This is a genomic window from Streptomyces sp. NPDC006733 (assembly GCF_040636125.1).
Lineage (GTDB): Bacteria > Actinomycetota > Actinomycetes > Streptomycetales > Streptomycetaceae > Actinacidiphila.
The window spans coordinates 1-23,643 of the sequence record NZ_JBEYJD010000068.1; the positions used below are offsets into that span (position 1 = coordinate 1).

Genomic DNA, 23,643 nt, shown 5'->3' on the forward strand with positions numbered 1-23,643 from the left:
GTCTTCGCCGGCGGGCAGCGGGCCGGGGCGGCCGGAACCGGCGGGGCCCCAAACCAACAACCCCAACCCGCGGCCGCCGCCCCCCAAACCCCAAAACTCCCCCCCCCACCCAAACCCGCCCCCCCCCCCCCACCACACACTGGCCGGTGCGATCGCGATCCGGCGGTCAGGCGACCGTGCAGGCCGCACCGTTCAAGGTGAACTGACCCGGCTTGGTGAAGCTGCCGGAGTACGTGCCCTGGAAGCCGAACGACTGGCTGCCGTTGCCCGCGATCTGGGCGTTGTAGGGAAGGTTCGACGCGACCACCGCGCCCGAGGAGGCGCTGAGCGCAGCGTTCCAGGAGCTGGTGACCGCCTGGCCGGAGGGCAGCGTGAAGCCGACCTTCCAGCCGTTGACGGCGGCGGAGCCGGTGTTCGCCACCGTCACGTTCGCGGTGAAGCCGTTGCTCCACACGCTGGTGCCGTAGGTGACCTTGCAGCCGGCCGGCGTGTCGCCGCCTCCGCCGCCGCCGCCTCCGCCGAGGTTGATGGTGGACGAGAAGGAGGTGACGGCCAGGCCCGCGCCGTTCTGCCACGGCTCGAACCCGGCCTGAATGCTGGTCAGGTACCAGGAGTTCTGGGCCATGCCGCGGGCGACGGTCTCGTTGGTGAACGCCTTGACGTCGAAGCTCCAGCCGGCGATGGGGGAGGGCGCCACGAACGAGATGACGTCGTTGCCGCCGTTGTTGCCGGTCCAGACGTCCCAGCTGCGACCGGCCACGTTCGCCGTGCCGACCTTGGCCCCGACGGGCTGGACGGCCCCGACGTGGTTGAACCAGATCATGATCTCGGTGCGGTTGACCCCATCGGTCTTGGGCTGCGGGTCGAGCCAGATGTCGTAGGCGGCGTCGAACACGGCGTTGCCCACGTAGGTGAACGCGATGCTGCTCGGCGCGCTGCTGATGCCGCTGAGCTGGGCCGGGAGCTTGGTGCCCGGTGAGCAGTTCGTGTAGTGGCACCCGTTGAAGATCGACGGATAGGACTTGGGGGCGCCGTTGGTCGGCACCGAGCCGTCGGCCTGGGTGACCTGGAAGCCGCCGGCGGTCGCGTTGACGCACTGCGTCGCGGAGGTGCCCCAGCGGTTGTTCTGCACCACGTACTGGCCGCCGACCGTGGTGGAGCCGAACTGTTCACAGATCAACGTGTCCGCCTGCGCGGGCGCGGCGACGGCGAGCAGGGCGCCGAGCGTGGCGAGCGCGATGAGGACGGCTGTCGCGACGGACACGGCCGCGCGGGTGAGGCGCAGGGCGGGGGCGGCGACGGTGGCGATCGAGCGGATCGAGCGGACGGAGCGTAGCGGGATCTTCATGCTGTCCTTTCGAGGCACGACGAGAAGTGGGAGCGCTCCCAATGGGGGGTTGGCTGCGGACTGTATGAGGCGCCCGGGCCGCGTCGCAAGAGAAATTTCAAGACTTGTGACCAACGCATGGGTGCGGACGGCCTGTTGCCCAAGAAGCGCCCCATATAAGCCGAGTTGCGACCGTCAAGCTTCGGGTCTTGAAGCACTACGGGGTCGCCGCAGCCAATGCCTGACGCCACACCGGGGTGCGCGACCCCCGCCCGGGGGCAGCGTGCGCCTACGAGCCGGGGAAAGCGGCCGCAGGCATCACGGGGCGCAATCGTCGGCGCGACACAAGCCGTCGCCCAGGTCGCTTCGGCGGTAGCGCACGCTGCGCCCGACCCGGACGCGGAGCAGGAGGCCGGCTTCGTGCAGCACGGACAGGTGCTGGCTGACCGCGCCCGGCGTGACCCCGAGCCGGTGGGCGAGCTCCGTCGTGGAGGCGGGCTCGGCCAGCAGCAGCAAGATGCGGGCGCGGGCGGTGCCCAGCAGGCGGGCCAGCGCGTGGTCGGCGACCGGCGGCGGCGTCTCGCCGAGCTGGGCGCGGCCCCGCGCCGGATAGAACAGCGCCGGCGGCAGCTGCGGGGTGCACAGCGGCTGGGCCCCGCGCGCGAAGAGCGTCGGGGTGAGCACCATGCCGCGCCCCGCGACGGCCACCTGCTCCCGCCACCAACCACCCCGGTCGTGCGGAGGGATCAGCCGCAGCACCGCCTGCTCGCCGTCCCAGGCGAGCCGCGGGTCGATCCCGGCGAACAGCGCCTCGACCCCCTCCTCGGCCAGGACCCGCCCCCGGTAGGCGAGGTCCGCCTCGAAGACCGACTGGGCGCGCGGCCACCAGGCGTCGGCCAGGCAGTCGCTCCAGTACGCCTCCAACGCGTCGGCGATCCGGGCGAGCAGCCGGTCCGGGGGACCGGTGAGCACCGCGGGCAGCGGCTCGCCGTCGCTGTACGCGTCGCGCAGCCCCACGGTCACGGTCGCAGCCGGGGTCGCCCGCAGCAGCCGCAGCTCCTCGGCGAACGTGGGCCGCGCCCGGCTCGGACGCGGCGTCAGGAAGTCCGGAATCCACATCCGCCCGGTGACCATCGCGTCCAGGACCTCCCGGTCCTGGCGGTCGTAGGCGGCCCGCATCCTGCGCAGCCAGGGCCGCTGGAACGGGTAGCGCACCGGGTCGTGCCAGGCCCGCAGCGAGAACGCGGCCTCCTGCAGCGGCGAGTACGCGAACGACGTACGGGCCAGATCATCGACACCGAACAGGAACTCGATCATTTAGCGGAACCCTAAACCAATGCCGCGCACGCCGACAGTGCCCTGGGATGGGTCCGTGACCACCCCACCTGTCCCCGCGCCGACGACCCCCACCCCGCCCTCCACCCGCTTCGCCGGCTTCCTGCCCACCGACCCGGTGCTGCGCCAACTCTCCCTGCTCACCCTCCTCAACGCCTTCGGCCGCGGCCTGGTCTTCCCCCTCCTGGTCCTGTACTTCACCCGCATCGTGGGCCTGTCCACCACCTCGGTCGGCATCGGGTTGACGGTCGCCGGACTGTGCGGCCTGGTCGCGGGCGTGGCCGCCGGCCGCTGCTCCGACCGGTACGGCAGCCGGCCCGTGCTGACCACCCTGTGGCTGGGCTGCGGCACGCTGATGGCCGCGTACACGCTGATCGACTCCTACGCGGGCTTCCTGTTGACGGTCATCTGCTTCGCGGCGGTCAACCAGTCCAGCTCCGGCGTGCGCAGCCACCTGTACGCGGACGTGATGGAGCCCGCGACCCGCGTGGAGGGGCGCGCCCATCTGCGGATGGTGACCAACGTGGCGATGGGCCTCGGCGGTGCGTGGGGCATGCTGGCGCTGCAGGCCGACACCCGGGGCGCGTACACGGTGATGCTGCTGGTCAACGCGGCCTGCTTCGCCGGCGCGGCGCTGCTGGTGTGGCGGCTGCCGGTCCGCCGCGCGACAGCGCAGCAGGTCGCGGCGCCGGACGCGCCGCTCAGCCGCTGGCGGGCGGTGCGCGACCTCCCCTTCCTGACCGTCACCGTCCTCAACGGCATCCTGGTCCTGCAGTACAGCCTCCTGGAGATCGGCCTCCCGCTGTGGGTCGCGCAGAACACCCACGCCCCACGCTGGTCGGTCGCGCTGATCGCGATCCTCAACTGCGCCCTGGTGGCCCTCCTGCAGGTCCGCATCACCCGCTCCGTCGACGACCTGCCGCGCGCCGTGCACGCGATGGGCCGCGCGGGGCTCCTGCTCGGCGCGGCCTGCCTCGTCTTCGCCCTGACCGCCGGCCTGCCCCCGCTGTGGGCGGTCGTCGTACTCGCCGCCGGCGCGGTGATCCAGGTCTTTGCCGAAGTGCTCTCCGCGGCCGGCGGCTGGACCCTCGGCTACGCCCTCGCCGACGCCCGCGCCCAAGGCGTCTATCAGGGCGTCTACTACGCCGGCTTCTCCGCCGCGACGATGGCCGGCCCCGCCCTGATCACCCTGACCGCCATCGACCACGGCACCGCGGGCTGGATCGCCCTCGCGATCCTCTTCACCACCGCGGGCCTCGCGTTCGCCCCCGCCGTGCGCTGGGCCCGCCGCGACGGCGCCTGGCGCGGTGAGCCAGGGTAGCGGCCGTCGCCCTTCACCTGCGTGCGTGCGCGTCCCCCGAGGTGACGGTGGCCGTCAGGGGGATGCGTCGCCTGGGCCGGCCGCGGTGGCGCTCTGGACGCAGTCGCGGAGCAGGGCGCGGCGCTGGTCATGGACGGCATCGGGTTCTTGGCTGCTGGCCGCGTAGACGTTGCTGACCGGTGACCAGGCCATGGACATGGCGATGACCATGGCCATGAGGTCGAACGGGTCACCTGCGCGGACCCGCCCGGCGGCCTGGGCTTCGGCGATGGCCGCGAGCTTGCGGTCGTCGTAGTGCTGGTGGGTCTCGATGAGATGCCCGGCGGGCCGGCGCTCCAGTCGTGTCCAGGTCGCCAGTCGGATCAGGTCGGGGCGGCGCAGGTATTCGTCGTAGAGACGGACGGCCCAGTCCGCGAGATCGTCGGCGTCGATGGGCACGACGTTGGTGATGCGCTCCAGCGAGCTGAGGAAGATCGCGTCGAAGAGCCGTTCCTTGTCGCCGAAGTAGGCGTAGAGCTGTGCCTTGTTGGTGCGCGCTGCGGTCACGATGCGTTCGATGCGGGCCCCGGCGATGCCGTGCTGGGCGAACTCTTCGGTGGCGGCGTCCACGATGCGCTGATAGGTCGCGGCGCCGCGCGAGGTCTGGGGCTGTTCCGGCATGCCCCCACCCTATCAAACAGAACAGTTGGTTTGCCTGGGGGCGTGGCCGCGCGTACGCTGCAACAGACCGAACAGTCTGTTTAAGGAGCCAGGTATGCGCACGACCATGGGATGGCAGGCGGCCGGCCCGACGGCGCTGCGGCGCGTGTCGCTGGAGCGCCGCGACCTACGCCCCGACGACCTCGCGGTGCAGGTCGACTACTGCGGCGTGTGCCACAGCGACCTGCACGCCCTGCACGCCTACGACCCCCGCGCGGACGCGCCCCTGGTGCCCGGTCACGAATTCACCGGAGTGGTGACCGGGACCGGCCCCGCGGTGACCAGGTTCTCCGTCGGCGACCGCGTCGCGGTGGGCAACATCGTCGACTCCTGCGGCGTGTGCGCGATGTGTGCAGCCGGACAGGAGAACTTCTGCCACGCCTTCCCGACCCTGACCTACGGCGGCACCGACCGGCAGGACGGGTCGACCACCCTGGGCGGCTACGCCCGCGAGTACGTCGTGCGCGCCACCTTCGCCTACCCGCTGCCCTCCGGCCTCGACCCGGCCGCGGCCGCCCCGTTGATGTGCGCCGGCGTCACCGTCTGGGAACCCCTGCGCTCCCTCGGCGTGGGCCCCGGCAGTCGCGTCGCCGTCGCCGGCCTCGGCGGCCTGGGCCACCTCGCGGTCAAGATGGCCGTGGCGCTCGGCGCCACCACGACCGTCATCAGCCGCACCCCGGACAAGCGCGACGACGCCCGCACGCTCGGCGCCCACGACCTCATCGCCTCCACCGACCCCCAGCAGATGGCCGCGGCCCGCGACACCTTCGACGTCGTCCTCGACACCATCTCCGCGCCGCACGACCTCGGCCCGTATCTGCACCTGGTGGCGATGGACGGCACCCTCAGCCTGCTGGGGTACCTGGGGCCGGTCACCGTCGAGGCCATGGACCTGCTCATCGGCCGCAAGAAGCTCAGCTCCGGGGGCAGCGGAGGCCGCCGGGGCACCGCCGAGATGCTCCAGTTCTGCGCCGACAACAGCATCGCCGCGGACATCGAAGTGCTCCCGTCGTCCCAGGCGGACACGGCACTCGACCGCCTCCGGCGCAACGACGTCCGCTACCGCTTCGTGCTCGACCTGTCCGACCTGGACTGACGAGACGGTGGGCCGGGCCATGGCGTGCGGGCCGGAGAACGGCGCACGCACGGCCCGGGCCGAGGACCGCAGTGGCCCATCAATGCTGGCTGCGATGGGGATCGGCGTGGACGCGGCGCTTACACGGCTGGTCATGATCGATGGTGGGCGCGGCTGTTGGTGGCGCAGCTGTGCCCCAGTGTGACCGGCAGATGAGCGGGGACGAGTGTCACCCGTCGTGCGGTGCAGCGGGATCTGGGTCCCCGGGGACGCACGGTCGACGATCGGCGCCGGGACGGGACGCCCCTGGTGGTCTTCGCTCAGCACCGCCGCGGTGCTGAGCCGCTTCCTGGGCGCGCCGGCCCCGTCGAGTATCAGGTCTCCTGCGGGATCGAGGAGCCGTTGCCTCCGGTCCCAGCAGGTCCGCGCCGGTTCCCGCCCGCCGGGAGCAGTGGGACGGCAGGCGGACGTAGGACGGCGGTGGCTTGGCGTGCTGCCAGCGGTGCTGCCGTGAGCGCAGCGGAGGGCGACGTGCCGGCTGGGGAGGCGACCCGGCCCCGCGCGTGCTCCCGCCGGCCGGACGCCGGCGGGAGCACGGGGCGGGTCAGGTCAGGCGGAGGCTGTAGAGGGAGTAACCGTAGGTGGTGGCGCGGGTGATGCCCTGCATGCGGGCGTAGCGGGCGTTGGTGGGTGGGAAGGTGAGGGTGTCGGTGCCGGCGGTGGTGTGGCCGCGTTGCTGCGAGACGGTGGTCCAGGTCGTTGCGTCGGTGGACAGCTGCAGGTCGTAGTCCTTGGCGAAGGCCGTCTCCCAGGCCAGTGAGGCGCTGCGGAGGCTGTGGACGCTGCCGAGGTCGACTTGCAGCCATTGGTTGTCGCTGTAGGCGCTGGCCCAGCGGGTGGTGCCGTTGTTGTCGAAGGCCAGCTCCGGGGTGAACCAGGGGGTCTCGCTGGAGCTGGCCGCGGCGGGCTTGCCGGCGGCCAGGTCGCCGGCCCCCCGGACGTCGAGGCTGTAGAGGGAGTAGCCGTAGGTGGTGGCGCGGGTGATGCCCTGCATGCGGGCGTAGCGGGCGTTGGTCGGGGGGAAGGTGAGGGTGTCGGTGCCGGCGGTGGTGTGGCCGCGTTGCTGCGAGACGGTGGTCCAGGTCGTTGCGTCGGTGGACAGCTGCAGGTCGTAGTCCTTGGCGAAGGCGGCCTCCCAGGTGAGTGTCGCGGAGGTGATGCTCCGCACGGAGCCGAGGTCGACCTGCAGCCACTGGTTGTCGGTCGCGGCGCTGGCCCAGCGGGTGTCGGGCAGGCCGTCGGTGGCGTTGGACGGTTGCAGGGTGGGGGTCTCGGTGGAGGAGGCGGTGGTGGTGCGGCCGAGGGCGAGATCGGCGTGGACATCGTTGGAGCCGAGGGTGTCGGGCAGGTAGGTGGTGCCGGGACCCTGGCCGATGGCGCGGACGGTGTTCAGGAAGGCTGGGTAGTCGGTTCCGGCCTGGGTGCCGGACCACATCTTCTGGGCGAGGGCGGGGAAGCTCTTCTCGATCAGAGCGTGCACCTGGAGTTCGGTATAGCTCGCGTGGACCAGGTCGTTCCAGACCGCCGGCATGGCGCCCAGCAGGTGCGGGTCCTGCTTGGCGAGGGTCTGGTCACCGGGGAACACATTGGGCTCCCAGGAGTTGAAGATCGACGCGCCGTCGAGGCCCTGGCCGTGGTAATAGGTGGCGAACGGCACCACGTACAGCAGGCTGTCGTTGGAATTGATCACGTGGTAGCCGTCGGCGATGGCCTGCCGCGGGCCGTACCAGCCGTTGTTCCAACTGTTGACGGTCAGGTCGGGGTCGTAGCCGGAGCCGCCGCCCGACATCGTGGAGAAGCTGCCCCAGATGCTGACCTGCTTGCCGAGGCTGCGCACGTAAGGGGCGATGGTGTTGATGTAGCTCTGGTACTGGTTGACGTAAGCCTTGTCGTACTCGTCGGCCCCGATGTGGACGTGGGGTCCGCGGAACCAGGGGGTGAACTCGGCGTAGAGGGACTTCATGAAGGTGGTGGTGGCGGGTTTGCCCAGGTCGAGGTGGTCGGAGTTGCCGCCGTTCAGGCCCAGTTCGGGCCGGAACTTGGTGAAGGCCCGGGCATGGCCGGGAGCGTCGATCTCGGGGATGAGCGTGACGCCGACGGCGGCCGCGGTGTCCTCGAAGGAGTCCCAGTCGGCCCGGGTGTAGACGCCGTCGGTGGCGGCCAGGCCGGCGAAGGCCGGGTTGTCGCTCTGCAGGCGGAAGGCGGACTGTGCCAGGGACCAGTTGCCGCCCGGTGGGCTGATCTCGTTGTCGTTCAGGTGGATCTGCAGGGTGTTGAGCTTCTGGTAGCCCATCCACCGGATGTAGGAGCGCACGAACTCGGGCGTGAAGTACCGGCGGCCCACGTCCAGCATGAACCCGCGCACCGGGTAGTTCGGGAAGTCGACTGCCGCGCCGGTGGGCAGGCTGCGGTGGTCGGCTGACCCGACCACGGTCTGCAAAAGGGTGGTCACCCCGTGGATGGCGCCTTGTTGGCCTCCGGCCGTGATGGTGATTTTGCCGCTGGTGATCTCGAGCCGGTACGCCTCGGCCTTCAGGTTGGGCAGCGCGGCGCCGAAGTCGGCGGTCGGGTCGACCGTCAGCAGGATGTCGCCGGCCGCGGCTGTCCCGGTGGCCGCCGTGAGGTGGAGGCCGGTCAGCTCGGCTGCGTCGCTGACCGTCTTGGTGGCGAGCTGCCGGAGCGGTGCGGTGGCCCCGATGGGGGTGACGAGCCGGCTGGTGTCGCTCAACACCACCCGTCCGGTGCCGCCGGTCCATTGCTGGAGGGCGGGCACGACGGCGGGAGCGGGGTTCGCCGGGGCGGCCGCGTGGGCCGGGACAGCCGTCGGGAGGACGAGGAGTGATGCGGCGACCAGCAGGACTCCGGTGGCTCTGGCGGATTGGTGCAGTGCACGGAGCGTCATGGCAGTTACCTCGGGTGGGTGGGGGTGGAGGTGCCGAAGGCGAGCGGCGCGGGCCGGCCGGGCCGCTGTCGCCGGGGGTGTGGTGGTGCGGCCGGTGGGGGGAAACAGCGGGGTGGCAGACCCGGGTGGCGGTCGGCCGGTGCGAGGACGCTACCGCCCCAACGCCAAGTGGTCTAGACATCTGCCCACATGGAATTGTCCGACCCTGAGTCATTGGTCCGTACCTTCGGCGCGGAGGTGGCCGGATGCGGAGCCTGCCTCCCAACCGCCGCCCGGAGCCCGGGGACGGCGTGTGCAACGCGCCGGGCATGTTCACGACGGGCTGTCGGCCTTGGCGTCGGGCACCCGTCGGCGGCACGACGTTCATGAACGGCGACGGCAGCCAGCAAGCGGTGCCGGAATCCGGCGGAGGCCAAGGTGCCGGGAAGCCACCCGCGCCCAGGGCAGGGCGAGGCCGTGCGAGCCTCCCCTTCTGCGGCCGATCACGACACCACCGGTCCGGCGCACACGTTCGCGGTGGCGTGGACCGCCTCGCTTCCGCCGCGATCGCGACGACGCCGCTTCGCTCAGGCATATCGTCACGCCGGCCGGATCTCGAGGATGGATACCCGGTGCCACGAGAGCCGTCACCGGGTCACCCGCTACCAGGTGCGGGGACATCGGCTCGTGCGGCACGTGAGCGAGCACCTTCTTCTCGTTGGAGAAGTTTCGCCCCCAGAAATCAGCTTTTAATTCGGAATAACTTGGAGAAGTGTTGTCGAATGAAGAGATGCACGGAGTATCCAGGGGAGAGCTGCTGGCAGTATCTAAGCTCAATTCAGAAGCCGCTGCGGCCGATAAAGACGCACTCATGTCCGGAGCGCAGTTCGACGTCTGGTGTGAACCAGTCCCAGCGGCCGGGTAATTGGGTATCCTGGCGGCGGGACGGAGTAATTTGCGACGGACTGGAGTAATTAGTGGACGGCGCCGACGATCAATTTTCTCATGTGTGGGAAGGGAGCGAGGAAGGATGGGTTGTTATTCGCTCTGAAATCACCGCAGGGGCGATCTGCAATCTGAAGTCAAGCCGTTTGCTCGTTATCGAAGATGATGGCGAGTATGTCCGAGCCATCTCTCTCATGCTGCAACACGCAAGGCCTCTCCTCGACGATTTTCCGTAGGTTGTTTCGTATCCTCGTTGCCCTCCTGTCTGGTGTGGAGTTGAGCCTGGGGCGCTACGAGAGCGCCTTGCCAATGGCAATGTGCGCTCGCCGCGAGGGGATACACGACGCGGCCCTCGCGCGAGTCGGTCATACCGCCGAACTGGGGATATGGCGACCCAGCAAGGTTCTTCGAAGACGAACATTTCATCGCTAATGAAATCGGGGCCGACGATATATGCTTCGACCTCGGGGAGACTTGGTCGCCCGTCAGGAGGCAATAAGATGAACGAAGCTTCTGCGAGTGTACTGATCGCCGCATTCGATTCCGACTCCGAGGCCAGCATCCAGGCCAAGAATGCACTGCTTTCTGGAGCGCCTTTCGAGATCTGGCTCGAGCCCCTTCCGGCGTCGAGGCTTCGGGGCATCCTTCGCGGGAGGGTGAGAAGCCTTCAACGGCGTGGTAAGCCGACTGTCGGGGTCGTTGAATGCCTTGCGAGTCTTGCCGAAAAAGGCGAGCAGGGACTTCTTGTGGCCTACGTGGACGATCGTGAACGAGCCGGATATATATTTCCCCTCTACCTTGATCCACAACCGCTCAGAGTGGTCGGATGCCTAGGGTTTGGCTCCTCTCCCGAAGGTGGCCCCAACGCCGGTCCCGATTAACACTCCGGGGAGGAGAAGCCTCACAGTGTCCCACCGGGATCTGGTTTCCGGTGGGACAGCTGTATTGTCTGACGGGAATAATTGGCGGCAACGTCAGCGGACGGGTGCTGCACAAAGCGGTGATGCGTCGCCGTCGGGACTGTCCGAAAGTTGGGTCTGGCTCGTAGTCGTCGGTGACGCTGGTTTCCGTCAGGGCAGGAGGATTCGGTGGCGGAGGAGATCGAATCCGGCGCGTCCGCGCATCTGCCGCATGATCCTTTCGGTGCGGGTGTTGACGCCCTCGGTGCGTCCGTTGTGTTAGGGCAACGCGAGGCCGGAGTTCGCGGCAAGCCGGTCGATTTTGAGGCCATTGGTGAAGCTGCGCGGGTAGGGCGGATCGACGGGGCGGGCGACCGTGGTGCAATCGGTGAGTTCCACGTCTTTGCCCTCGCCTGGTTTCAGCAGGGCGGCGAAGCCGCTTATGAGATCGGCGAGTGCGGTCATCTCCGTTCTCCAGCAGGCGCTGCGGTCCTACGTGATCACCATTGCTCTGCGCGGCACTTCTCCGGCACGGCGCAAGATGGGACCGAGGACCCGCCCACGACGGCAAGCTGTTCGTGATGTACCGCCGAGGCTCCTGAGAGCTTCTCCTCGAGTCGCCTCGACCGGAGTCGACTACCCGTGAAAGGCTTCTCGCGCCGATCTGCCGACATCCGGGCCCGTCTCGACGTCTTCACACAGGACCCGGAGCCGGGGGCACCGGTGCGGCGCCCTCGGCTGCGCGCGGCCCGGGCTGCCGCGTGCGGGGTGGTTGCGGTGGTGGGGTCGTGTGCGCGTCTCACCCGTCCGCCGGGGAAAGGCTCGCGGCTGGGCGTGGGTAGGCGCGGGTGTCCCGCCCCTGGACAGGTCGGGTCGGTCCGCCTACACGCGGTCAGCGGATGCCGCCTCGAATACCGGCGCGAACCCCGAGCACGCTTTGCTCCGTTTGGCCTTGACCACCAGCAGGGCGATGCGGTCCACTTTGGCCACGGCGTCGAGGGTCTCCGCGGTCAGGGATGTCAGGCTCATCGCCGCTGGGCCGGCGGATGGATCCCCGCTGCGGCCGGACCGTGGTGTGGTTCGGCGTCAGGCGGCGTGCCGGTTCTTGCTGCGCCGAGTAGCCATGGCCGTGACGTCGAGCTGGTCCTGGCCGTAATCAGCATCCCGCTGCAGCAGGTCCTGGAGCTCACCGAGTGCTGTGGGTGTTCGTCCTGGTCGCTACCGCGAAGCAGGCGCTGCGTCCGCCGGGGGAGGCGGGCGCCGGCACTCCCAGTCAGGGCATCCCAGCGTTCCCGGGACGCCACGGGGGCAGCAGGACGGGCGCTGCCCAACTGCCCGGCCTGTCCAGGGATAGGTGGGAGGGGAGGGGAGGGCTGGAGCAGGGCCCTTGAGCGGGGGTGACACGGGGCAATCGTGTGTCCGGGGCTGGATCATCGGAGACAGGCCCGCCGGGAGTCGATCTCGCCCCCGCTGGGGGTGCGGGGAGCGTGCCGGCCGGCAAGATCGACGGACCATGGTTCCCTCGCCGAAATGCGAGCAGGGATGGAGTAGTGGTTGCCGGTTCGGTCGGGGCGACCGCTGACGTGTTCCCAGGAGAGCTTGTCGTGTGGATGTTCGCGGTGAGAGGAGGCGGCCGGTGGCTGCTGACAGTGTGGCGCAAGGCGATCCGGAGTGGTGGAAGTCAGCGGTCGTCTACCAGGTCTACCCGCGCAGTTTCGCGGACTCCGACGGGGACGGTATCGGCGACCTGGCCGGCCTCACCGGACGCCTGGACCACCTTGCGGCGCTGGGCGTCGACGTGCTGTGGCTGTCTCCGGTGTATCCCTCTCCGCAGGCCGACAACGGCTATGACATCAGCGACTACCAGGACATCGATCCCGTCTTCGGGGATCTTGCGGCGTTCGACCGCCTCCTGGCCGCGGTCCACAACCGCCGGATGAAGCTGGTCATGGACCTGGTCGTCAATCACACCTCCGACGAACACCCCTGGTTCGTGGAGTCGCGCGACCCGGCCAGCCCCCAGCGCGACTGGTACTGGTGGCGTGCGCCACGCGAGGGCCGCGAGCCCAACAACTGGGGGTCGTTCTTCTCGGGTTCGGCGTGGACGCGCGACGACGCGAGTGACGCCTACTACCTGCACCTGTTCTCGCCGAAGCAGCCGGACCTGAACTGGGAGAACCCGGATCTGCGGCAGGCCGTCTACGCCATGATGCGCTGGTGGCTCGACCGGGGTGTGGACGGCTTCCGGATGGATGTCGTCAACCTCATCTCCAAGGACCCGGCCCTGCCCGACGGCGTACTGCGCGGCGACGGCCTGTTCGGCGACGGCTCGCCCCATTTCGTGTGCGGGCCGCGGATCCACGAGTACCTGCAGGAGATGCACCGGGAGGTGATGGCCCGCTGTCCTGGGCGGCTGCTGACGGTGGGGGAGATGCCGGGGGTGACGGTCGAGCAGGCGCGGCTGTTCACTGATCCGCTGCGCGCCGAGCTCGACATGGTCTTCCAGTTCGAGCACGTCGGGCTCGACCATGGCCGCGACAAGTTCGACCCGCGCCCGCTGCGGCTGACCGATCTCAAGGCGTCCCTCGGCCGTTGGCAGACCGGTCTTGCGGACGTCGGGTGGAACAGCCTGTACTGGAACAATCACGACCAGCCGCGGGTGGTCTCGCGGTTCGGCGACGACAGCCCCCGTTACCGCACGCGCTCCGCGACCATGTTGGCCACCGTGCTGCACCTGCACCGGGGCACTCCCTATATCTATCAGGGGGAGGAACTGGGCATGGCCAACGCGCCGCTGCGCTCCATCGGGGATTTTCGGGACATCGAGTCCCTGAACCACTATGAGCAGGCGCTGCGCGCGGGGGCGACGCCCGAGGAGGTCCTGCCGGGCCTGCGGGCGATGGGCCGGGACAACGCCCGGACTCCCATGCAATGGGATGCCTCGCCGCAGGCGGGGTTCACCACCGGCACGCCCTGGCTGCCGGTCAACCCCGACCACGCCGAGATCAACGCTGCCGCCGCCCGCGCGGACCCCGATTCCGTCTTCCATCACTACCGCCGGCTGATCGCTCTGCGGCACAGCGAACCGGCGTTGGTGCACGGCGACTTCACCATGCTGCTGCCGGACGACGAGCGCATCTACGCGTTCACGCGCGCGTTCGGCGGCACGCGCCTGCTGGTGGTCGGCAACTTCACCGGCGAGCAGGTGGCCGCGGACCTGCCCGCCGGCTGGGAAGGCGCCGAACTCGTGCTGGGCAACGGCCCCTCCGTGGCAGCGCCTCCCGGCCGCCTGGTGCTGGCGCCCTGGGAGGCCAGGGTGCACCGGCGGACCCGATGACCCACTGCGGACCCGGTGACCCACGGCGGTTCCGGTGACCTCGTGCCGATCGCGCTGATTGCGCCGACACGGGGTACGCGCACCCCATGACCGTCTACGGATTCCACGCCTCGCACGAACAGGTGCCTCCCGCGGAGCTGTTGGCCGCGGCCGTCCGCGCGGAGGAGGCGGGTTTCACCGCCGCCATGTGCTCGGACCACTTCTCGCCCTGGAGTGAACGGCAGGGCCAGTCGGGCTTCGCCTGGTCCTGGCTGGGCTCGGCCTTGCAGGCCACCGACCAGGTGCCGTTCGGGGTCGTCAACGCGCCGGGGCAGCGCTACCACCCGGCGATCATCGCGCAGGCCATCGGGAGTCTCGGCGCGATGTATCCGGGCCGCTTCTGGGCCGCTCTGGGCAGTGGCGAGGCGTCCAACGAGCACATCACCGGCGGAGGGTGGCCGCGCAAGGACGTGCGCAACGCGCGCCTGCTGGAGTGCGTGGACATCATCCGGGCGCTGCTGCGCGGCGAGGAGGTGAGCCATGACGGGCTGGTGACCGTGGACCGGGCCCGGCTGTGGACCCGTCCCGAGGCGGTGCCGCCGCTGGTCGGGGCCGCGTGCAGTGAGGCCACCGCGCGCTGGTGCGCCCAGTGGGCCGATGGTCTGATCACGGTCAACGCCCCGCATGAGACGTTGCGCCGGATCGTGGACGCCTACCGTTCGGCGGGGGGCGTGGGTCGGCTGCATCTGCAGGCCCACCTCAGCTGGGACCCCGACCCGGACGCTGCGCGCGCCCTGGCCCACGACCAGTGGCGGACCAATGTGCACGGCCCGCCGGTGAGCTGGGATTTGGATTCGGCGGAGCTGTTCGACAGCGTCAGCGAGCACGTTTCGCCCGAGCGGGTCGCCGAGGCCGTCAACGTCTCGGCAGACCTTGCCCAGCACGCGGCCTGGCTGCAGGAGTACGCCGACCTCGGCTTTGACGCGATCATGCTGCACCACGTCGGGCGGGAGCAGAGCGCCTTCATCGACGCCTTCGGCGAACAGGTGCTGCCCCAGCTCGCGGTGACCCGTCCCGAGCCCTACGTTGCGGAGAATGTTCGATGAGACTGACCCGGACCTCCGACCTGTGGTGGAAGAACGCCGTCGTGTACTGCCTGGACGTGGAGACCTACCAGGACAGCAACGGTGACGGCACCGGCGACTTCGCGGGCCTGACCCAGCGGATCGACCACCTGGTGCGCCTGGGCGTGACCTGCGTGTGGCTGATGCCCTTCTATCCGACCCGGGAGCGGGACGACGGCTACGACATCACCGACTTCTACGCCGTCGACCCCCGGCTCGGCACGCTCGGCGACTTCACCGAGTTCGTGCGCACCGCCCGCGACCGGGGCATCCGGGTCATCGCGGACCTGGTGGTCAACCACACCTCCGACCACCACCCGTGGTTCCAGGACGCCCGCTCCAGCCGCACCTCCGCCCACCGCGACTGGTACGTCTGGTGCGACACGCCGCCCGAGGACGGCCCGAAGGGCGTGGTCTTCCCCGATGCCGAGCAGAGCCTGTGGGAATTCGACAAAACCACCGACCAGTACTATCTGCACCGCTTCTACAAGCAGCAGCCCGACCTGAATGTCGCCAATCCCGCGGTGCGTGACGAGATCGCCCGCATCGTGGGTTTCTGGACCCAGCTGGGGCTGTCCGGCTTCCGCGTCGACGCGGTCCCGTTCCTGCTGGAGACCGACGGCCAGGACGACGCCGGCCAACTGCCCGACCCGCACGACTTCCTCGCGGATCTGCGGGCCTTTCTGGGTCGCCGCAGCGGTGACGCGATCCTGCTCGGCGAGGTCAACCTCCCCTATCCCGACACCGCGCGGTTCTTCGGCGACCCGCAGTCCGACCGGGGCGACGAGCTGACCATGTGCTTCGACTTCATCGGCATGCAGCAGATGTATTTGTCCATGGCCCGGGGCGAGGCCGCGCCGTTGGCCGCCGCCTTGCGCGAGCGCCCCGCAGCTCCCCGCGACGCGCACTGGGCGACGTTCGTGCGCAATCACGACGAGCTGACGCTCGACAAGCTCGATGACGACGAGCGCGCCGAGGTGTTCGCGGCCTTCGGCCCCGACAAGGACATGCAGCTGTACGACCGTGGGCTGCGCCGCCGGCTGCCCCCGATGGTCGACGGCGACCGGCGCCGCGTGGAGCTGGCCTACAGCCTGCTGTTCACCCTGCCGGGCACCCCGGTGCTGTTCTACGGCGAGGAGATCGGCATGGGGGAGAACCTCGCCGCCGAGGGGCGGCAAGCCGTGCGCTCGCCGATGCAGTGGACGGCCGACAAGGGCGGCGGATTCTCCACCGCGGACGCCGCCGACCTGCCCAACCCGATCGTGCGCGGCGCGTTCGGTCCCAAGCGGGTGAACGTCCACGACCAGGCGCACGACCCGGGCTCGTTGCTGGCGCGGATGCGCACAATGATCGAGCGGTACCGCGCGGCACCCGAACTGGCCTGGGGTGAGTACGAGGTCCTGGACACCGACGACCCCGGCGTGCTGGCCCATGTCACCTCGCTGCCGGAGGGGATGGTGCTCGCGGTCCACAACTTCTGCGACCGTCCGGTGGCCGCGACCACGACGGTTCCCGGGCTGCGGGGCGGCCGGCTGCTGACCGACCTGTTCACCGGCGACACCGTCAAGGCGGCGGCCGGCGGCAGTGTCCGCACCGAACTGGAGCCCTACGGATACCGCTGGCTGCGGGTGAACACCCCCCGGGACGACCCGGACCGCACGACGGCCGGCTGAGCGCCCGCCCGGGCCCCCGGGTGGCTCGTCGACCGCACTGCTTTGTTCGGCGGTCGACTCCCCGGGGGCGGGGCTGCGCAGGGACCACGGTCACCCTGCGGCCCCTGGCCGGCCAGGTGGGGACGGACCCGGCGAAGGGTTCAGGAAGCGCGGCGCGAAGGTCTCTGGCATCTACTTCCGGTCCGCGAGCACCGATCGCGCATGGTCACCGTGAGCAGCCATTACCAGAACTTGATAGCGGCTGGGAATGACGGCGCTTCTGGACGTGAAATCTCGGCGCCCCGCAGTCAATGCGAACTGGATCAGCGCGAAGATCCCGCCGAACAACACGCCCCAGGTCAGGCCCCAGGCCATGGCCCTCCAGAATGCCGTGGTGCTGAGGATGCTGAGCAGGAGACCGACCAATATGCCGAACCACGCTCCGCTCGTTGCTCCGTAGAGCAGGGCACGCCCCCAGTTCAGCCGCCCTGTGATCTGCTCCACCATGCGGAGATCGCTTCCGACGATCTGCGCTGTCTCCACCTCGAATTCATGGTCGGCGAGGTAGTCGACGACGCTCTGTGCCTCGTCATAGGTCGGGAAGGAGCCAAGGGACACTTGCTCCCCCGGATGCCGTGCGATGGGTCCGCGTCCGGCTTTCACTGCTGTCGTGGTCATCATGGTTGCCTCCCGGCATGGTCGATGGTGTTACGGGTCCGACGTCGCCGGCGAGGTGAGGGGTTGGATCCGGTCACGAGTTCCTCAGCAGAGCGGGTGTACCGGGAGCGGTCGGCAGGATCGTCATTCGGGAACGACGACGACCGGGCACGGGGCGTGCTGGACGCAGTGCTGACTGACCGAGCCGAGGAGCATGCCGGCGATGGTGCCGTGTCCCCTGGTGCCGACGGTCAGCAGTTGGGCTCCGGCCGCGGCGGCCAGCAGGACTTCCGCGGGGTGACCTTCCACCACCCGGCCCAGCACTTCGACCGGCTGGTCGAAGTGCTCCCGTTCGCCGGCGATGGCCTCGTCCAGGCTCTTCTGGATGCTCACGGCGATGTCGCTGATGTCGATCACACCGGGTGCCCACCCGAAGCTGTATGCGTGCATATCGGGGTTCTGCCAGGTGGTGATGGCTTCGACCGTGCAGCCGGTCAGTTGTGCGTAGGACATCGCCCAGCGCAGCGCTGCGGTGGAGAACTTCGATCCGTCGACGCCGACAACTACGCGTCGGACGGGTCCCGTGGCATGCTGCGGCATATCGATCTCCTGAAGTTGGGAGGGTGCTGTCGGCTCGTGGGGCTGTTCACGTTCTACGGGGACGGGGCGAGGGTCTGGTGCCGCGAGGGAGCGAACGTGGGTGTTCGGGCGGCGGATGGCTTCCACCGGGTCTGGGTGCGCGCGGCGATGAGAGCCGCGTCGATGTCGCGCGTACTGGTGGAGATGCACAAGGTGTAGGAGACGTCCTGCAGTTTCCGGTGGAGGTCCGGGTGGGGCGTCGCGCTGTGAGCGAGTGCCTGCAGGGCTTCGTAGCGCTCCAGCAGGTTCCGCAGTACCGCGGGGTGGGCCAGGAGCATGTGGGGACCTTCCGGTGGGCAGGGCGAAGGAACAGGTGGTCCGCGGCCCGAACATGCGGATCGCGGGTGCGGGAAATCGCCGTCCCAAGGGCAGCAGACTCATCCGTGACCCCCGCCAGATCGCCCCCTTCGGGCTTCTCCGTGCCCAAGGCCAGCTCGATGTCGGTGGAAGCCTCCTTCGTCTGCGCTCACCTTGCCCTGCTCTTGAGGGCGTGGTGAGGGGCCGAAGGTCCCGCCGCTGGCCGAACGGCCCTTACCGATCGCGCTGGATCCGGCGCACGGCTGGAGGGGATGGGGCGTTCCTGGGTGACGGCGTCGACGACGCGCTGGCGCTGCACGCCGCCGACGCGGGCATCTCGGTGGAGTCCGGTACGGACGTGGCGAAGGACGCCGCGGACGTGATCCTGCTGGAGAAGGACCTGGACGTATCCGCCGACGGAGTGGCGGCGGGGCATCGTACCCTCCGGGGCAGTTCCCGACCTCCGCCGTGACGACTACCCCGTTTCGGGTTCGGCGCCCCGCTGGATCCGGCAGTCGGCTGGCAGCTCGCAGTAGGATGCCGCCCGGCCGGTTGCGGCCGGGCGGGGCCGCGTCGAGGACGCCTTCCGCGATTTATGGTAGATCTTCAGCCATCCGGGACAAACGCAGCTGCGTCCTGAGCCCCTCGAGGTCCGCACTGCCGCCGTGTCGTTCCAGGGGCAGCAATGAGCAGCCCGGGTCGGCGCGCAGCGCTCGTGACCTCCCGGTCGGTGAGCGGGGTGTGCCGGGTAGCTGGTTCGGCCGGCGGTTCGGTGGCGATACCACTGGGTCCGCAGAGGACGAGCGGACCGCCCCCGTCGTCCTGCTTGATCCCGGTCATCAGTTCGACGCCGCGTCCGACCATGGGGCGGAAGAGTACGCGAGCGGTGGCCGACATCACGGTCCCGCTCCTCGGGTTCCGTTCCACGATCGCGCGGTCGGCGGGCCGCGCGCAGGGGCCGGCGGGGGCAGCGCCCGGGGGCCGACGGGCCCTGATCGGCGCGCAGGCCCCGAGGTCGCCGGCAAGGCGCGGTGTTCCCGTGGTCGTGCGCCGGGCAGGGCCTAACGGCTGCCCGGTGGGGGCCGGCGGGCCCTGGGCGGCCTCCCGCCGGCCAACCAGCATGAGGGCATCTGAACTGTCAAGGAGCGAGGCGACGATGACTGTGGCAATGCCATCCACGACGGATGTGTCCGATGCCGCGTGGCGGGGCTACTCCGGCCAGACCTGGCGCGACCGCATCGACGTGCGGGCCTTCATCCAGGCCAACTACACCCCCTACGAGGGCGATGCCTCGTTCCTGGCAGGGCCGACCGCGCGCACCTTGGCGGTGTGGCACCAGGTCTCCGTGCTGTTCCCCGAGGAACGCCGCCGGGGCGTTCTCGATGTCGACGCCCGGACGCCGTCGACCATCACGTCACACCGTCCCGGATGGATCGACCGGGAGCGTGAGCTCATCGTCGGTCTACAGACCGATGCCCCGCTGAAACGGGCGATCATGCCCAACGGCGGCCTGCGCATGGTCGACAACAGCCTGCGGGCCTATGGATACGAGCCGGACCCGTTCGTCACCAGTGTGTTCAGCACCTACCGCAAGACCCACAACGCCGGAGTCTTCGACGCCTACACCCCCGAGATGCTCCGCGCGCGCAAGGCCGGCCTGATCACCGGCCTGCCCGACGCCTACGGCCGGGGGCGGATCATCGGCGACTACCGGCGGGTCGCCCTGTACGGCACATCACGGCTGATCGAGGTCAAGCAGGCCGAGCGCGCACAACTGGACGCCCAGCCCTCCACCTCCGAGGTCATCCGCGACCGCGAGGAGATCGCCGAGCAGATCCGTGCGCTGGGCGAACTGGAACTGATGGCGGCTTCCTACGGCTGCGACGTCACCCGTCCGGCAAGCACCGCCCACGAGGCGGTGCAGTGGCTCTACCTCGGGTATCTGGCGGCGGTGAAGGAGCAGAACGGGGCCGCGATGTCGTTGGGCCGCACCTCCACCTTCCTGGACGTCTACCTGGCCCGGGACCTGGCCGAGGGCCGGATCGACGAGAGCCGTGCCCAGGAACTGATCGACGACTTCGTGATCAAGCTGCGTATCGTCCGGTTCCTGCGCACCCCGGAGTACGACACCCTGTTCTCCGGTGACCCCACCTGGGTCACCGAGTCCATCGGCGGCATCGGGGACGACGGGAGGCCGCTGGTCACCCGTACCTCCTTCCGGTTCCTGCGCACACTCGCCAACCTCGGACCCGCCCCCGAGCCCAATCTCACCGTCCTGTGGTCCTCGCGCCTGCCGGAGGGTTTCAAGCGGTTCTGCGCTCAGGTGTCGATCGACACCAGCTCCATCCAGTACGAGTCCGATGACCTGATGCGTCCGCGCACCGGTGACGACACCGCGATCGCCTGCTGCGTCTCCGCTATGGCGGTCGGCAAGCAGATGCAGTTCTTCGGTGCCCGGGTCAACCTCGCCAAAGCCCTGCTGTATGCGATCAACGGCGGCCGCGACGAGATGACCGGCGTGCAGGTCGCCCCAGTGACCGAGCCGCTGACCGGCGAGTACCTCGACCCTGACGAGCTGACCGCCGCGTACGACCGGATGCTCGACTGGCTCGCGGGCACGTACGTCAACGCCCTCAACGTCATCCACTACATGCACGACAAGTACGCGTACGAGCGGCTGGAGATGGCGCTGCACGACTACCCCGTGCAGCGCACCATGGCCTGCGGGATCGCCGGGCTCTCGGTCGCCGCTGACAGTCTGTCGGCCGTCAAGTACGCGCGGGTGAAGGTCATCCGGGACGACACCGGCCTGGCCACCGACTACGAGGTCGAAGGCGCGTATCCCGCGTACGGCAACCACGACGACCGTGCCGACGACATCGCCGTCGGCCTGGTGCACACCTTCATGGCCAAGCTGCGCCGCCACCCCACGTACCGGGGCGCCGAGCACACCCAGTCGGTGCTCACCATCACCTCCAATGTGGTCTACGGCAAACACACCGGCAACACCCCGGACGGCCGTCGCGCCGGACTGCCCTTCGCGCCCGGAGCCAATCCCATGAACGGGCGCGACCGCCACGGGCTGGCGGCCTCCGCCCTGTCCGTTGCCAAGATCCCGTACGAGCAGGCCCGTGACGGCATCTCGCTGACCTCGACGATCACACCCGAAGGGCTCGGCCACGACCCGGCGACGCGGGCCTCCAACCTGGTGGGCATCCTCGACGCCTACACCGCGTCCGGCGGCTTCCACATGAACGTCAACGTACTGGACCGGACCACCCTGGAGGACGCCATGGAGCATCCCGAGAAGTATCCCGAACTGACCATCCGGGTCTCCGGCTATGCGGTCAACTTCGTCCGCCTGACCCGTGAGCAGCAGCTCGACGTCATCAGCCGCACCTTCCACGGTGCGATGTGAGTGTCGGCCGCATCCATTCCTGGGACCTGTCCACCGGCGTGGACGGCCCGGGCACCCGGTTCGTGCTCTTTCTGAGCGGCTGCCCATTGCGCTGCTTGTACTGCGCCAATCCCGACACCTGGAAGATGCGTGACGGGCGCAGCATGAGCGCCGACGAGGTGATGGAGGAGATCGCGAAGTACCGGTCCTTCCTCGACGCCGCCGGCGGGGGAGTAACGCTCACCGGAGGGGAGCCGCTGCTGCAGGCCGACTTCACCGCCGAGATCTTCCAGCGCTGCCACGAGATGGGTCTCCACACCGCCCTGGACACCTCCGGCGCTCTTGGCGCACGCGCCGGAGACGCCCTGCTCGCCGACACCGACCTGGTCCTGCTCGACATCAAGTCCTTCGACATCGCGGCCTACCATCGGCTCACCGGCGGTGACCTGGCCCCCACACTGAGCTTCGCCGGCCGGCTGGACCGCCTGGGGATCCCGGTCCGGATCCGCTATGTGCTGGTGCCGGGTCTGACCGACGACCCCGTCGCGGTGGACGGCCTGGCCGCCTTCGTCGCCGGACTGGGCAACGTCGCGGGGGTCGATGTGCTGCCCTTCCACAAGATGGCCACCCACAAGTACGACGATCTCGGCATCCCCTTCGTGCTGCGCGACACCCCCACCCCGGAGCCCGAGCTTGTGGAACGGGTACGAGGCCAGTTCCGGGAACACGGAGTGCCGGCCGTGTAGGTCGCGACCAGGGCCATTGGGCCCCCCTGGGGGACCTGCCAGGCCCCTCTGCTTCCGCGCCCGCAGCGGTGAGGCTGGGCAGTGAGCGGGAGACCGCACACCCGTGTCATGGCCTCGAGCGCTGCACCATCGACCGCGGCACGATCATCTTCCGGAGGGCTCCATGTCCGACACGAGCGCCAGCACGTCCGACCGCCCCATCGTGGTGGGCACGGACGGCTCGCCGACCGCCCGCCACGCCGTGCTCCTCGCCCTGCGGGAGGCGCAGCTGCGCGGAACCGCGCTGCGGGCCGTCTGCGCCTACGACTACGGGCCCGACCGCTATGCCGGCTACGAGTGGCTGACCGCGGCGGACCACGCCGGCCTGTACGTACAACTGCGTGACATCGCGGAGCAGGCCGTGACCGAGACGGTCGCCGAACTGCAGAAGGAGCTTGGCGGAACTCCGGTGGAGGTGGAGGTCGTGGTCGGGCCGGGGCGCCCGTCGCAGGTGCTGCTGCAGGCCAGCGCGGACGCCTGTCTGCTGGTGGTCGGCTCTCGGGGAGCGAGCTCCTGGGGCCGTCTCAGGCTCGGCTCGACGAGCACGGAGGTCGTGCACCACGCACATCTTCCGGTGCTGGTCGTTCCGGGCGACGAGTCCAACGCCGCACAACTCTGAACGCAACGACACCGGGTCTTGGACCCGGGGACAGGTTCGCATCATGAGCACCACCGAATTGTTGCCGGCTCCGCACCTGGACATGACCGCCGCCACGGGAGTGCGGATCCTGCTGAAACCGCAGTGTGCCGACCGGGGGATGGTGGACGGTGCCTGGTGGCCGCGCTCGCGTGACCTGTCCCGTGAACTGCCCTCCCTGGTCGCGGTCCTGGACAAGCGCTGGGGCCGGATCACCCGGGTCGCGGTGAATCCCCACCGCTGGCCGGAGATCCCGAAGAAGGTGCCCGCGGGAATCCATACCGTGAGCGTCGGATGGTTCGACGCCGAGCAGGACCCCGACGATCTGCTGCTCCTGTCCTATACCGTCGGGCGCTGGGACCTACTGATCGTGCCGCCGGAGTGCGACCCCGAGCGCGCCTCTTGGCTGATGTCCGCCGCTGCGGACGGGGACAACCGCCAGAGCGTCCGGGAACTGATGGCCGACTCGCGGTCGGTACGGCACACCACCCCGCATGCGGCTCCGTGGGAAGCCCTCTGAGCGTGACAGCAGTCGACCACAGCCGGGGCCGGCCTGCGGGCCGGCCCCCCCCGCGGGACGTACAAAGGCCAGCCCCC

At 69.6% G+C, this 23,643-nt stretch carries 20 protein-coding genes and 1 pseudogene; 11 read left to right on the plus strand and 10 right to left on the minus strand.

Annotated elements, in window-relative coordinates; translation table 11 throughout:
- Window positions 1-166: 166 nt before the first annotated feature.
- Window positions 167-1,348 carry a cellulose binding domain-containing protein gene (locus tag ABZ721_RS37190; RefSeq protein ID WP_358793232.1) on the minus strand — a complete coding sequence of 394 codons (1,182 nt, stop codon included), beginning with the start codon at window positions 1,346-1,348 and terminating at the stop codon, window positions 167-169.
- 297 nt (window positions 1,349-1,645) lie between these two features.
- Complete coding sequence (locus ABZ721_RS37195) at window positions 1,646-2,644, minus strand: ArsR family transcriptional regulator (RefSeq protein WP_358793233.1); 999 nt, start codon at window positions 2,642-2,644, stop codon at window positions 1,646-1,648.
- Between the two features lie 55 nt (window positions 2,645-2,699).
- On the opposite strand from ABZ721_RS37195, the gene ABZ721_RS37200 reads away from it, so the two are divergent.
- Window positions 2,700-3,983, plus strand: a complete 1,284-nt coding sequence (locus tag ABZ721_RS37200; protein WP_358793234.1) for an MFS transporter — start codon at window positions 2,700-2,702, stop codon at window positions 3,981-3,983.
- A gap of 54 nt (window positions 3,984-4,037) precedes the next feature.
- Here the strand turns inward: ABZ721_RS37200 and ABZ721_RS37205 are convergent, their stop codons facing one another.
- A complete protein-coding gene (locus ABZ721_RS37205) occupies window positions 4,038-4,643 on the minus strand; it encodes a TetR family transcriptional regulator (protein WP_358793235.1) in 606 nt (201 codons plus the stop codon).
- Between the two features lie 94 nt (window positions 4,644-4,737).
- Between ABZ721_RS37205 and ABZ721_RS37210 the strand changes: the two genes are divergently transcribed.
- Window positions 4,738-5,778 carry an NAD(P)-dependent alcohol dehydrogenase gene (locus ABZ721_RS37210; RefSeq protein WP_358793236.1) on the plus strand — a complete coding sequence of 347 codons (1,041 nt, stop codon included), beginning with the start codon at window positions 4,738-4,740 and terminating at the stop codon, window positions 5,776-5,778.
- Window positions 5,779-6,361: 583 nt separating this feature from the next.
- On the opposite strand, the gene ABZ721_RS37215 is transcribed toward ABZ721_RS37210, so the two are convergent.
- Window positions 6,362-8,719: a discoidin domain-containing protein gene (locus tag ABZ721_RS37215; RefSeq protein WP_358793237.1), complete on the minus strand. Its 2,358-nt coding sequence runs from the start codon at window positions 8,717-8,719 to the stop codon at window positions 6,362-6,364.
- Window positions 8,720-9,675: 956 nt separating this feature from the next.
- Here ABZ721_RS37215 and ABZ721_RS37220 point away from each other — a divergent pair.
- Entirely contained in the window at window positions 9,676-9,879 is a 204-nt protein-coding gene (locus tag ABZ721_RS37220) for a hypothetical protein (protein ID WP_358793238.1), read from the plus strand.
- Between the two features lie 834 nt (window positions 9,880-10,713).
- On the opposite strand, the pseudogene ABZ721_RS37225 reads toward ABZ721_RS37220, so the two are convergent.
- Window positions 10,714-10,977 (minus strand): annotated as a pseudogene (locus ABZ721_RS37225) (ISL3 family transposase); the annotation flags it as partial.
- A gap of 447 nt (window positions 10,978-11,424) precedes the next feature.
- Window positions 11,425-11,571 (minus strand): hypothetical protein, encoded by a 147-nt coding sequence (locus tag ABZ721_RS37230; protein WP_358793239.1) that lies wholly within the window; start codon window positions 11,569-11,571, stop codon window positions 11,425-11,427.
- A 607-nt stretch (window positions 11,572-12,178) separates the two neighbouring features.
- Between ABZ721_RS37230 and ABZ721_RS37235 the strand changes: the two genes are divergently transcribed.
- From ABZ721_RS37235 to ABZ721_RS37245, 3 genes are all read left to right on the plus strand, one after another.
- A complete protein-coding gene (locus tag ABZ721_RS37235; protein ID WP_358793240.1) occupies window positions 12,179-13,879 on the plus strand; it encodes an alpha-glucosidase in 1,701 nt (566 codons plus the stop codon).
- Between the two features lie 86 nt (window positions 13,880-13,965).
- Entirely contained in the window at window positions 13,966-14,964 is a 999-nt protein-coding gene (locus ABZ721_RS37240; RefSeq protein ID WP_358793241.1) for a TIGR03885 family FMN-dependent LLM class oxidoreductase, read from the plus strand.
- The gene (locus tag ABZ721_RS37245; RefSeq protein ID WP_358793242.1) at window positions 14,961-16,655 is read left to right on the plus strand and encodes an alpha-amylase family protein; all 1,695 of its coding nucleotides are present in this window, start codon (window positions 14,961-14,963) and stop codon (window positions 16,653-16,655) included. The genes ABZ721_RS37240 and ABZ721_RS37245 overlap by 4 nt, the downstream gene beginning before the upstream one ends.
- Window positions 16,656-16,826: 171 nt before the next feature.
- Here the strand turns inward: ABZ721_RS37245 and ABZ721_RS37250 are convergent, their stop codons facing one another.
- The 3 genes from ABZ721_RS37250 to ABZ721_RS37260 form a co-directional block, all read right to left on the minus strand.
- Window positions 16,827-17,315, minus strand: a complete 489-nt coding sequence (locus ABZ721_RS37250; protein WP_358793243.1) for a general stress protein — start codon at window positions 17,313-17,315, stop codon at window positions 16,827-16,829.
- Between the two features lie 120 nt (window positions 17,316-17,435).
- Entirely contained in the window at window positions 17,436-17,891 is a 456-nt protein-coding gene (locus ABZ721_RS37255) for a universal stress protein (RefSeq protein WP_358793244.1), read from the minus strand.
- A 53-nt stretch (window positions 17,892-17,944) separates the two neighbouring features.
- Window positions 17,945-18,208, minus strand: coding sequence for a DUF5133 domain-containing protein (locus ABZ721_RS37260; RefSeq protein WP_358793245.1), 264 nt, complete (start codon window positions 18,206-18,208; stop codon window positions 17,945-17,947).
- 215 nt (window positions 18,209-18,423) lie between these two features.
- On the opposite strand from ABZ721_RS37260, the gene ABZ721_RS37265 reads away from it, so the two are divergent.
- Complete coding sequence (locus ABZ721_RS37265) at window positions 18,424-18,699, plus strand: hypothetical protein (RefSeq protein WP_358793246.1); 276 nt, start codon at window positions 18,424-18,426, stop codon at window positions 18,697-18,699.
- A 134-nt stretch (window positions 18,700-18,833) separates the two neighbouring features.
- Here ABZ721_RS37265 and ABZ721_RS37270 read toward each other — a convergent pair whose 3' ends face one another.
- Window positions 18,834-19,349 carry an acetate--CoA ligase family protein gene (locus ABZ721_RS37270; protein ID WP_358793258.1) on the minus strand — a complete coding sequence of 172 codons (516 nt, stop codon included), beginning with the start codon at window positions 19,347-19,349 and terminating at the stop codon, window positions 18,834-18,836.
- Between the two features lie 46 nt (window positions 19,350-19,395).
- Between ABZ721_RS37270 and pflB the strand changes: the two genes are divergently transcribed.
- From pflB to ABZ721_RS37290, 4 genes are all read left to right on the plus strand, one after another.
- Window positions 19,396-21,645 (plus strand): formate C-acetyltransferase, encoded by a 2,250-nt coding sequence (gene pflB / locus ABZ721_RS37275; RefSeq protein WP_358793247.1) that lies wholly within the window; start codon window positions 19,396-19,398, stop codon window positions 21,643-21,645.
- Window positions 21,642-22,370, plus strand: a complete 729-nt coding sequence (gene pflA, locus ABZ721_RS37280; protein WP_358793248.1) for a pyruvate formate-lyase-activating protein — start codon at window positions 21,642-21,644, stop codon at window positions 22,368-22,370. Before pflB ends, pflA begins: the two co-directional genes overlap by 4 nt.
- A 163-nt stretch (window positions 22,371-22,533) precedes the next feature.
- Window positions 22,534-23,028 carry a universal stress protein gene (locus ABZ721_RS37285; RefSeq protein WP_358793249.1) on the plus strand — a complete coding sequence of 165 codons (495 nt, stop codon included), beginning with the start codon at window positions 22,534-22,536 and terminating at the stop codon, window positions 23,026-23,028.
- 43 nt (window positions 23,029-23,071) lie between these two features.
- A complete protein-coding gene (locus ABZ721_RS37290) occupies window positions 23,072-23,566 on the plus strand; it encodes a DUF5994 family protein (RefSeq protein ID WP_358793250.1) in 495 nt (164 codons plus the stop codon).
- Window positions 23,567-23,643: the final 77 nt, after the last annotated feature.

Bases quoted from the DNA above. Each gene is read 5' to 3' on its own strand.
- ABZ721_RS37250 (WP_358793243.1), bottom strand. From the start codon at position 17,315: ATGATGACCACGACAGCAGTGAAAGCCGGACGCGGACCCATCGCACGG.
- ABZ721_RS37270 (WP_358793258.1), bottom strand. From the start codon at position 19,349: ATGCTGGTTGGCCGGCGGGAGGCCGCCCAGGGCCCGCCGGCCCCCACC.
- ABZ721_RS37245 (WP_358793242.1), top strand. From the start codon at position 14,961: ATGAGACTGACCCGGACCTCCGACCTGTGGTGGAAGAACGCCGTCGTG.
- pflB (WP_358793247.1), top strand. From the start codon at position 19,396: ATGCCATCCACGACGGATGTGTCCGATGCCGCGTGGCGGGGCTACTCC.
- ABZ721_RS37190 (WP_358793232.1), bottom strand. From the start codon at position 1,348: ATGAAGATCCCGCTACGCTCCGTCCGCTCGATCCGCTCGATCGCCACC.
- ABZ721_RS37210 (WP_358793236.1), top strand. From the start codon at position 4,738: ATGCGCACGACCATGGGATGGCAGGCGGCCGGCCCGACGGCGCTGCGG.
- ABZ721_RS37260 (WP_358793245.1), bottom strand. From the start codon at position 18,208: ATGCTCCTGGCCCACCCCGCGGTACTGCGGAACCTGCTGGAGCGCTAC.
- ABZ721_RS37230 (WP_358793239.1), bottom strand. From the start codon at position 11,571: ATGAGCCTGACATCCCTGACCGCGGAGACCCTCGACGCCGTGGCCAAA.
- ABZ721_RS37290 (WP_358793250.1), top strand. From the start codon at position 23,072: ATGAGCACCACCGAATTGTTGCCGGCTCCGCACCTGGACATGACCGCC.
- ABZ721_RS37205 (WP_358793235.1), bottom strand. From the start codon at position 4,643: ATGCCGGAACAGCCCCAGACCTCGCGCGGCGCCGCGACCTATCAGCGC.
- ABZ721_RS37195 (WP_358793233.1), bottom strand. From the start codon at position 2,644: ATGATCGAGTTCCTGTTCGGTGTCGATGATCTGGCCCGTACGTCGTTC.
- ABZ721_RS37255 (WP_358793244.1), bottom strand. From the start codon at position 17,891: ATGCCGCAGCATGCCACGGGACCCGTCCGACGCGTAGTTGTCGGCGTC.
- ABZ721_RS37285 (WP_358793249.1), top strand. From the start codon at position 22,534: ATGTCCGACACGAGCGCCAGCACGTCCGACCGCCCCATCGTGGTGGGC.
- ABZ721_RS37240 (WP_358793241.1), top strand. From the start codon at position 13,966: ATGACCGTCTACGGATTCCACGCCTCGCACGAACAGGTGCCTCCCGCG.
- ABZ721_RS37215 (WP_358793237.1), bottom strand. From the start codon at position 8,719: ATGACGCTCCGTGCACTGCACCAATCCGCCAGAGCCACCGGAGTCCTG.